Origin of the sequence: Paenibacillus sp. AR247, from assembly GCF_002968895.1 — a bacterium.
Taxonomy (GTDB): Bacteria; Bacillota; Bacilli; order Paenibacillales; family Paenibacillaceae; genus Paenibacillus_AQ; species Paenibacillus_AQ favisporus.
Genome location: NZ_PCZT01000009.1, coordinates 1,448,467 through 1,451,717 on the forward strand (window position 1 = coordinate 1,448,467; position 3,251 = coordinate 1,451,717).

At 53.1% G+C, this 3,251-nt stretch carries 4 protein-coding genes and 1 pseudogene; 1 reads left to right on the top strand and 4 read right to left on the bottom strand.

Annotated features, from left to right (window positions below; all coding sequences use genetic code 11):
• Positions 1-275: LysR substrate-binding domain-containing protein (locus tag CPT76_RS14925; protein WP_258168517.1), on the top strand; the 275-nt coding region annotated here is incomplete at its 5' end.
• A gap of 201 nt (positions 276-476) precedes the next feature.
• Here the strand turns inward: CPT76_RS14925 and CPT76_RS14930 are convergent.
• The 4 genes and pseudogenes from CPT76_RS14930 to CPT76_RS38375 all read right to left on the bottom strand — a co-directional run.
• Positions 477-1,025 carry an NADPH-dependent FMN reductase gene (locus tag CPT76_RS14930; RefSeq protein ID WP_105443453.1) on the bottom strand — a complete coding sequence of 183 codons (549 nt, stop codon included), beginning with the start codon at positions 1,023-1,025 and terminating at the stop codon, positions 477-479.
• Between the two features lie 225 nt (positions 1,026-1,250).
• A complete protein-coding gene (locus CPT76_RS14935) occupies positions 1,251-1,463 on the bottom strand; it encodes a hypothetical protein (protein ID WP_105443454.1) in 213 nt (70 codons plus the stop codon).
• Between the two features lie 165 nt (positions 1,464-1,628).
• Positions 1,629-2,811: pseudogene (locus tag CPT76_RS14940) on the bottom strand (MFS transporter).
• Between the two features lie 251 nt (positions 2,812-3,062).
• On the bottom strand, positions 3,063-3,251 hold a 189-nt coding region (locus CPT76_RS38375; RefSeq protein ID WP_219845429.1), incomplete at its 5' end, for a hypothetical protein.

Consider the following 3,251-nt stretch of genomic DNA (forward strand, 5'->3'; position numbering starts at 1 on the left):
TAATGGAGAAGCTTCTGAAGCAGCATGGACTCCCATGCCGGCTTGGCTTGGAGCTGGGAAACCCCGAAGCGATCAAACGCTGCGTCATGGCGGGATCAGGAATCTCCCTCTTGCCCCGCATGGCGGCAGACGATGAAATCCGCAGAGGGCTGCTCGCCCCACTTCCGTTCAGTCATCCCGATCTGCGGCTCAGCCTGCAGCTGATGACCCATCCGAAAAAGTGGATCTCCCGGGCGCTCGGCGATTTTATCGAGTTGGTCAGGAAGTCGCCGTAAGTCCAGCTTGGCTGTTCGTGATTCCCCAGAATCAGCTGTAAACCGTCCGCAGCAAGTCGATCTCCATGTTCCCAGCACCCAATACTCCATGACCACCTGAGCGCGGCGAATTCCTTTAACCCTCGGGGATACAGCAAAAAAACGCACTCAGGCAGCGTCTAATCGCTTCCTCTGTGCGTTTTTCAACATATCCAATCGAATTTATGCCCGAATCGTCTTTAAAGCCGTGGACCAGGCAATCACCTGATCCAGCATGCCGTTGACATTTTTATGATGCAGCTCGGCCGGCTTGAATGTTCTAAAGCTTTCGAAATCGGTAAAGAGCGACAGCGTAGGGTGAATGCGGACGTCCGCCACGTTCAGCTCCCCAAGAATGCCGCGCAGATGCTCGGCCGCCCGGGCGCCTCCAGTGGACCCGTAGCTCACGATGCCTGCCGCTTTATTCCCCCACTCATCCCGCAGCAGGTCGATCGCATTTTTCAACACACCGGAAATGCTGTGATTATACTCCGCGGTGACGAACACGAATCCGTCCATGCGACCGATGACCGCGGCCCAGTTTTGGATGGCGTCCTCTCCGCCAGGATGTCCGAGGAACGGCAGCGGATAATCCGCCAAATCGATCAGGTGATACTCCGCATCTCCACGCCCGTCGGCCAGCTCCTTGAGCCATGCTCCGACCTGTGGGCTGACCCGCCCTTCCCTAGTGCTGCCAAGGATGATTCCAATATTCAAGTGTGATTGTTCCATTTCTAGATCTCTCCCCATATTCATAAATTTCCGCAGGTCCTGTAACCTGCCTGTAAACCCGGACCGGTACTTTTATCTTATAGCGGCTTGAAGACGAAAGATAATATCAATTCCGGCATGGCTATATATATTTCGGTCTATGGGTGGTTGATGCCAAAAAAAACAAACGCCTGAGCAGAGCACTGGTGGCTCTGCCTAAGCGTTTATCGGGCAATGTAATCGAATCTATTTGCGGATCTCATAAAATTGGCATTCTTTACGCGAGTGGTAAGTAACATCACTCACACCGGACTGGGTAATCACCGTGGAGTCGGTGAACCGGATGATCCGCGTATCTGAATCGATCAAATGGTCATCTTTAAACACGCGTATGGGAAGCTTCCTGCGCTCGGCCTCCTGCAGTTCCGCTTCCGTCAGAAGCTCTCGAATCGTTGCCATGAATTACGGGTTCTCCTTTGGATATGAATTAGATACGATCACGGTTGCTCGCTCTTCCTTTATTGTAGCCGTTCATGACATAAATGGAAATGGCTGAAGCCGTTAGGAACGATGGAAGCAGGAACCTGCAGGCTCAGACAACGTAACCGGACCAGTTCTTCACGCTTACGCACAGGTTTTTTCCGGAACCGCTGCGGTATCAGCGGGAGCCGGGGTCTTTTTCAAATATGGAACCAGCGACAGCAGGCCAAGCACGGCCAGAACCGCACCAACCCACAACGGTGATGCCAGGCCGTAGCCATGATCGATCGTGAGCCCGCCAATGGTGGAACCGACGACAATGCCGAAATTGACGACCGAGACGTGGAACGTATTGACGAGCGAGCCACCGTTCGAAGCTCTCGCCACTCGGGTCACCATGGGAGGATTCATGGAGACCCCGACCAGGCCGATCACGATGACGGCGATAACCGCAACGACCGAGTGTGCGGCAAATAGGCCGAACATGAGCAGCGCGCCCGTAAGCACGACTAGGCCGATGGTCATAATCGGCATCATGTACCGGTCGGCCAGTCTGCCGGTGATGGTGTTGCCGATGACCGTTGCCACCCCGTAAACCCGAGCAGAAGCGGCACCATGGATGCGCTGAAGCCCGCTACATCGGTAAGTATCGGTGAAAAGTACTGAATGCCGCAAACGTCGCCCCGATGATCAGCATGCTGGTTGCGAAGGCCGCCCATAAATGCCGGTTCTTGAATGCAGCGAGTTCGCCGCGGAGACTGAGCGATTCTGCCTCTTCCTTGGGTGATTTCGGGATCAGCAGGAGACCCATTATTCCCGAAATCAGCACAAGGAAGACGACGGCCCAGAAGCTCGCCCGCCAGCCAAGATACTGGTCAAACAGCATGGCGGCGGGGAGCCCCACAGCGGTCGCGACCATCAATCCGCCAAGGACGATCGAGGCGGCACGACCGCTTGCTTCCGGGCGGACCAAGGTGAGTGCAATCGCGATGGACACGCCGAAGCAGGCCGACGAAGCAACCCCGGTAATAATCCGGGCCGCCATCATAAGCTCATAGTTCGGAGCCAGCGCTCCCAGCGTCTGCCCAATCAGAAACACGGTGGACAATGCCAGGAAGGCTTTTTTGCGCGGCACTTTTAACAATCCGACTGTCAATAGAGGCCCGCCGATAATCATCCCCGCAGCATAAGCGGATATGAGATATCCGATGGCGGCGACAGATACGCCAAACTCCTCTGATAGCGAAGGCATGATTCCCGCCACCATAAATTCGGAAGTCGTCATGGAGAAAATCATCAGTCCCAATACATAAATCACAAGCGGCAATGCAAACAGCTCCTTTATCCTATTGTTTTTGTAACAATTAGTACAAAATTAGGCGCAGGGATCTCTCTAGGCATCTCACCTAGGAATCATCCTCTGTGTTTGCTTTATATATTCTCTGCATCTCCTCTACAACTCCTCGGAATCTACTCGAAAGCTCCTCGGAATCTCATCTTTTCCCTCACTGTATATCCTCTGTGTGTTCCTATATCTCCACCTTTCTCCCGTCTTCACTTATGCCTCACCCCCATTTTTCAATCGGTTATAACTTTGCGGCTCATTTTACGTCCCACTTTTGTAACAATCAGTACAAAATTATTCAAAAAAACACAGCCGCGCCCATCGCGTGAACATCGTCCAGCGCAAAGCGGCAGCTCGAACACGAACACAACAGCAACTAATGATTTAGATAGACTATATGATAGATTAAATAAATCTCTGAC